A 6,285-nucleotide genomic window follows, 5' to 3' on the forward strand; every position below is an offset into this window, starting at 1 on the left:
GCCTCAATCGCTGCGGCAACCTTGTCTAACTGGTCTTTAAAATCTTCCAGCCGCTCCAAAATGGCTTCGGGATTTGTCAAGAGGATAGAGGTCCACATACCTGGCTCACTCTCCGCAATCCGTGTCATATCTCGAAAACCACCAGCTGCAAAAGAATGGGTCAGCTCATGCTCTTGGCTATAAGCTGCCGCTTGCTCCATGAGGCTGGAGGCTAGGATATGCGGAAAATGACTAATTTGACTGGTCACTCGGTCGTGCTCGGCTGCGTCCACCTGGATAAAGCGGGCATGAAGACCACTTAGCAAGTCTTTCATTTCCTCAAGAGTACCAGGATTGGTCAGGCTAGAGGGCGTGAAGATATAATAGGCATTTTCAAAGAGAGTGACATGGGCAGCCTTGGCTCCGGTCTTGTGACTTCCGGCCATCGGGTGAGCTCCGACAAAGCGGACGGGCTTATTCTGCAGATACTTTTCTGCAGCTGCCACAATCTCAGCCTTGGTCGATCCAGCATCTGAGATGATAACATTTTCCTTCAGTTCCAGATCTGCTAGCTCCTTGATAAATGCTATGGTCTGCTTGATGGGCACAGCCAGAATAATCACATCAGCCAGTGGAGCAAAGGCGGCAAAATCATCTGTTACCCGGTCTACCATTCCACGTTCCAAGGCAACTCTGCGCGATTCTTCACTTCTGTTATAGCCAAGAATTTCAATCTCAGGATGAGCTCGCCTGATGCCCAGAGCCAAAGAAGCTCCAATCAGTCCCAGACCTGCGATATAGACTGTTTTTCTCTCCATGCCCACTCCTCTCTTCTAAAAGTTCTTGACAAATTCCCGATGGCGGGCTACTGCGTCTTTCAGTTCTTCCAGATTGTCCGAAGAGAACTTCTCCAGAACTTCGGTGGCTAAAACTGTTGCCACCACGCTTTCCATGACAACACCCGCCGCTGGTAGAGCCGTAGGATCGCTCCGTTCCACTGTCGCCTTATAAGGCTCGTGGGTCTCAATATCCACACTCATCAGTGGCTTGTAAAGGGTTGGAATGGGCTTCATAACACCTCGCACCACGATTGGCTGACCATTGGTCATACCGCCCTCAAAGCCGCCTAGATTATTAGTTCTGCGAGTGAAACCATCCTCCTCAGACCAAAGGATTTCATCCATGACTTGACTGCCCTTGAGACGACCGGCTTCAAAGCCCACGCCAAACTCAACTCCCTTAAAAGCATTGATGGACACGACTCCCTGAGCAATCTTGGCATCCAGCTTCTTGTCCCATTGGACATAGGAGCCCAGACCAACCGGCACACCGCCAACGATAGTCTCAATGACACCACCGATGGTATCCCCGTCTTTCTTAATCTGATCAATGTAGGCCTTGATTTCTTCTTCGCGATCGGGATTGACAATGGAAACCTCTGACTGGGCAGCTCTTTCCTTGATTTCTCCTACAGTCAGATTATTCGGCACATCAATATCAATGCCACCAAAGGTCACGATATGGCTGGCTACCTCTACACCGATTTCTTCCAGCAAGCGCTTGGCTACCGCTCCGACTGCTACACGCATAGTCGTTTCACGCGCAGAAGAGCGCTCAAGAGAATTCCGCAAATCGTCAAAGCGGTATTTCATACCACCGACTAAGTCCGCATGGCCAGGGCGTGGTTTGGTAATCTTGCGCAGCCCTTTTTTCTTTTCATCCACATCCGCCGCGCTCATAATCTCCAGCCACTTTTGATGATCCAGATTTGTGACATTGAGGGTAATCGGACCTCCCATGGTCAAGCCATGACGAACCCCAGACGTAATCTCGACTTGGTCGCTTTCAATCTTCATACGGGCACCGCGGCCGTACCCACCCTGACGGCGCTTGAGCTCGGCATTGATATAGTCAGCGGTCAAAGGAAGACCAGCCGGCACTCCCTCAATAATAGCTGTCAGACGTGGTCCGTGCGATTCACCTGCTGTTAAATATCTCATACATTTTCTCCTATTTCTGGGATGGAAAGAATTGGACATCTTGTCTATTTTTATCCAAACTGTCCAATCGTCTTAAACTCCATCTGGCACTTATTTCTTCAGAAATTCTTTCATCTCTTCCAGCGGAATCTGGTGAATACTAGCCGACCCTAGCTCGGGCACCAGTACTAGCTTGATAAAGTTCCCTCGAGCCTTCTTATCATGAGTCAGGGCCTGATAAAGAGCATTCTCATTCCATGGCTGGTAATCCACCGGCAAGCCAAACTTCTGACACATACGGACGATGTCTTCTGTAATTCCGGCTGGCATGAGGCCTTTCTTTTCAGCGACGCGGGAAACCTGTACCATGCCAATCGCCACGGCTTCACCGTGCATGACTTTTCCATAGCCCGCTGTCGCTTCAATAGCGTGCCCAATAGTATGGCCGAAATTCAGGTAAAGGCGAACACCATTATCCAGCTCGTCCTCGACCACAATCTTACGCTTGACATCACAGGAATGGTAAATGATGCTTTCGGCATGCTCCAAAATTGACTCTGGACTGCCATCCATTTCCGAAAGCTCATTCCAGAGTTCCTTGTCCTCAATCAAACCGTACTTGACCACCTCGCCCATTCCTTCGATCAATTCTCGCTGACCCAAGGTATGCAAGACTTCAGGGTCAATCAGAACTCCGTCAGGCTGGGTAAAAGTTCCGACCATATTCTTGGCCCAGGGTGTATTGACACCAGTCTTACCACCGATAGAGGAGTCCACTTGGGCTGTCAGACTGGTTGGAATCTGCACAAAATGCACACCCCGCATGTAGGTTGAAGCGGCAAAACCTGCCAAATCGCCGACAACTCCGCCACCCAAGGCCACGATACCATCGCTGCGGGTCAGACCAACCTTGACCAAAAACTCATAGACTTTGTTGACCGTCTTTAAGTTCTTGCTGGCTTCACCCTCCAAAAAGTCAAAGACAAAGGCCTCAAATCCAGCCGCTTCCAAGCTCAGCTTGACCTTTTCAGCATAGAGTCGAGCCACTCGATTATCCGTGACGATAACTACCTTCTGAGGCTCCCAAAGCTGACTCAGCCAACTTCCAGCCTGAGATAAAGACCCCTTTTCGATGAGAATATCATAGGGATGATGCGGGAGATTCACATTCAGTTTCATAAGCGCCTCCTTATTTATACAATTCTTCTAAACATTGCCAAATTTCCTGACTGGGCATAGGCTTGCCGGTCCAAAGCTCAAAGGCTTCTGCTCCCTGATAGAGCAGCATACCAAGTCCATTGACCGCTGTGACATTTTGATTTCTGGCCCATTTGAGAAAGGGCGTTTCGAAAGGTTGGTAGATAACATCTGCAACTAAAATCTGGCTGGGCAGTTCAAGCTGTTCAGGCAGGGGCATGCTGATGCCATCCATGCCTAGACTAGTCCCATTTACCAAAAGGTCGGATTGGTCTATTTTATCCTGCAAGCTATCCCCATCTTCCAAAGTTAGTACCTGGATACGACTCTTGGTTTGATGGCTGATAGCTGCCATTTTGCTGACAATCTTCTCATAGGAAGCCTGTCGAGTGAAAACAAAAATTTCCTCTGCATTGTCCAAAGCTGCTTGGGCAATAATCGCTGTCGCTGCTCCACCTGCTCCCAAAATCGTCATTTTTTTGCCCCAAATAGCAAAAGAAGGCAAGCTCTTAAAAAATCCCTTGCCATCTGTGTTATAACCAACTAAAATTCCATTTTTATTCACAACGGTATTGACTGCTCCGATAAGGCGGGCACTGACATCCAGCTCGTCCAGATAAGGTATCACTTCCTGCTTATAGGGCATGGAAAGATTGACACCAAACATATCGTATCTGCGGATATTTTCTATACTGGCCTGCAGATCCTTCGCTTCTACTTCCCAAGCTAGATAGACACCATTGACACCAGTCTTTTCAAAAGCCATATTGTGAATAAGAGGAGAAATACTGTGCTTAATTGGCTTGGCAACCACAGCAGCCATGCGGGTGTGGCCATTAATTCTCATTCAAAATCTCCTGGATTTTCTTCATATTGCTCAGAGAAATCTGACCGGGTGCTGACGCCATATCCTGACTGGCAAAAGACCAGCTGGAACCTGTCAAGTCAGCCGCAATGCGTGAAATTTTGCCGACTTTTCCCATGGAAATGGTGACAAAATCCTGCTCAGGATTCAAAGTCTTGAAACCGCGAGTATAGTTCATCAAGTCCAGCACATCCTGCTCATTATGAGCCATGACAGAAACCTTGACAACCTTAGGGGTCAGAGAAGTCAGCTCAGACAGGATTTCCATCATATTTTCAGGCGTCTCCTCGAAGTTATGGTAGCTCAGCACCAGATTAGGAAACTCTAGCATTTCTTCAAATTTCCCCTTGTGAGAGAAGTATTCAAAGTCGATATAATCCGGCTGGTAAAAACCAGCCACTTCCTTGATGAGAGCTACGTATTCATCATCGGATAGTTCGATTTCTCCGCCTTCCTGACGGGTCCGTAGCGTGAAAATCAACTCACGTCCGGCAAATTTTTCAAAAATAGCTGGCGCAACATTTAAAATGTCATCCTTGGCCAGAAAATCTGCCCGCCATTCAATAATATCCGCATCTTCATAGCGTGATACATCAATTTCTTGAGCTTCTTCTAAACTCTTGGGCATTACAGAAACGACTAATTTCATTGGTCCACCTTTATTGTAAATACCTTGAGGTAATTACTGCTCCCGTCTTTTTTATTATAGACAAAGTCTGCTGGCAAGCCATACTCCGCAAGATAGCGGTGCTTTCTGCCGGCAAGGCCTTTTTCAATTTCTTGTTTAAACTTACTTTTGGAAAGATTGGCTGCATTGGTACTTAAAATCATGATTCCCTGAGGATTCAGGATTTCCAAAGCTTGTGCAACCAAACGATGATAATCTTTAGCAACTGAGAATGTTCGCTTTTTATTTCTGGCAAAGCTAGGCGGATCTATCACAATGACATCAAAGCTTAGATCGTGACGCTTAGCGTATTTAAAATAATCAAAGACATCCATCACCTGAAAGCGATGCTGATCCAGTGTCAGACCATTGGCCATAAAATGAGCTTCAGACAGCTCACGGCTTCGCTTGGCCAAATCAACTGATACTGTCTGACTGGCACCGCCCATGGCTGCTGCTACTGAAAAAGCAGCTGTATAGGAAAACATATTGAGTAAACTTTTACCAGCAGCCAGACCATCTACCAGACTAGCACGCACATCGTGCTGATCCAGAAAGATACCGGTCATGAGACCGTCATTCAGAAAAACCTGATAGCGAACACCGTTCTCCAAGACTGTGAAGGTTTCCGATGCTTCCTCTCCATAGAGATGAGCCGATTCGTAGTTCAAACCCTTGAAACGAATCTTTTCAAAAGCCCCCTGAATCTCTGGAAAAACCTTAACGAAGGCTGTTAGAATCCGCTCCTTGATAGCAAAGACAAAGTCATTGTACCAAGAAAAAAGCGCAAAATCATTGTAGAAATCCACTGTAAAGCCACCGAAGCCATCCCCCTCTTGATTAAAGAGTCGAAAGGCTGTCGTGTCAGCCGAATGGAAATAAGTAGAACGTCTGCTCTTAGCCTGCTCAAAGAGGTCTTGAAAAAAATCTGAGTTCAGCTCTACCCTCTTCTGGGAAATCAGCCAGCCAACTCCCTTATTCTGAGGAGAGAGATAAGCTGTGCCTAAGAACTTTCCCTGACGGTTTTGCAGCTCCACACATTGATTCTGAAGAGAAAGAGCGCCAAAATCCTTTTTATCTAATAAAAGAATGCCCTTTCTCAGTTTTTCTTCTGCCTCTTGAGTAACAGTAAGTTTATTCATAAATTATATTATACCAAAGATTGTGAAAATTCTCAAAACATATTTTACATTTGAGTTAATAAAAGATTTCACAAACGAGTGCAAAACGACTATAAACCTCTCCATAGAGGGGATAAGGCTTTTATAGAAATATTACAATTTCGCCGATTTAAAATATCTCAAATGCGGCTCAAATTTTCCTTAACTGGAGAAATTATGTTATACTTAGAGGAGAAAATTTTTAGGAAATAAGACAAGGAAGGCAGAGAGGTATATTACCACAAAAATACCTCTTAGAATTATCTTCAAGATTTCTTGGCTCTATAATTTCTGTAGTGGGTAAAACCACTGTAGGAATGATGGAGCCTCTTTTGTTGTAGAAAAAAAGTCCCATAAGACCTATAATGAAAAGCGATGAAACTATCATTAGAAAGACTCTTATGGAACAGTTCAATTTTATCACAAACTTACTGGGAA

6 protein-coding genes are annotated in these 6,285 nt (G+C 45.9%); all 6 read right to left on the reverse strand.

Going from position 1 to position 6,285, the window contains the following annotated elements; translation table 11 throughout:
- The coding region (locus RWS24_RS10270; protein WP_314367236.1) for a prephenate dehydrogenase at positions 1–797 on the reverse strand (797 nt) is incomplete at its 3' end.
- A 15-nt stretch (positions 798–812) separates the two neighbouring features.
- The gene (gene aroC / locus RWS24_RS10275; RefSeq protein WP_314367238.1) at positions 813–1,979 is read right to left on the reverse strand and encodes a chorismate synthase; all 1,167 of its coding nucleotides are present in this window, start codon (positions 1,977–1,979) and stop codon (positions 813–815) included.
- A 90-nt stretch (positions 1,980–2,069) separates the two neighbouring features.
- Positions 2,070–3,137: a 3-dehydroquinate synthase gene (aroB, locus tag RWS24_RS10280; protein ID WP_314367241.1), complete on the reverse strand. Its 1,068-nt coding sequence runs from the start codon at positions 3,135–3,137 to the stop codon at positions 2,070–2,072.
- A gap of 10 nt (positions 3,138–3,147) precedes the next feature.
- Positions 3,148–4,002 (reverse strand): shikimate dehydrogenase, encoded by an 855-nt coding sequence (locus RWS24_RS10285; protein ID WP_314367244.1) that lies wholly within the window; start codon positions 4,000–4,002, stop codon positions 3,148–3,150.
- Positions 3,992–4,669 carry a type I 3-dehydroquinate dehydratase gene (aroD, locus tag RWS24_RS10290; RefSeq protein WP_002906180.1) on the reverse strand — a complete coding sequence of 226 codons (678 nt, stop codon included), beginning with the start codon at positions 4,667–4,669 and terminating at the stop codon, positions 3,992–3,994. Before aroD ends, RWS24_RS10285 begins: the two co-directional genes overlap by 11 nt.
- Positions 4,666–5,829: a class I SAM-dependent rRNA methyltransferase gene (locus RWS24_RS10295; RefSeq protein WP_314367249.1), complete on the reverse strand. Its 1,164-nt coding sequence runs from the start codon at positions 5,827–5,829 to the stop codon at positions 4,666–4,668. The genes aroD and RWS24_RS10295 overlap by 4 nt, the downstream gene beginning before the upstream one ends.
- Positions 5,830–6,285 lie beyond the last annotated feature (456 nt).

Source organism: uncultured Streptococcus sp. (assembly GCF_963528215.1).
In the GTDB taxonomy this organism is placed as follows: domain Bacteria; phylum Bacillota; class Bacilli; order Lactobacillales; family Streptococcaceae; genus Streptococcus.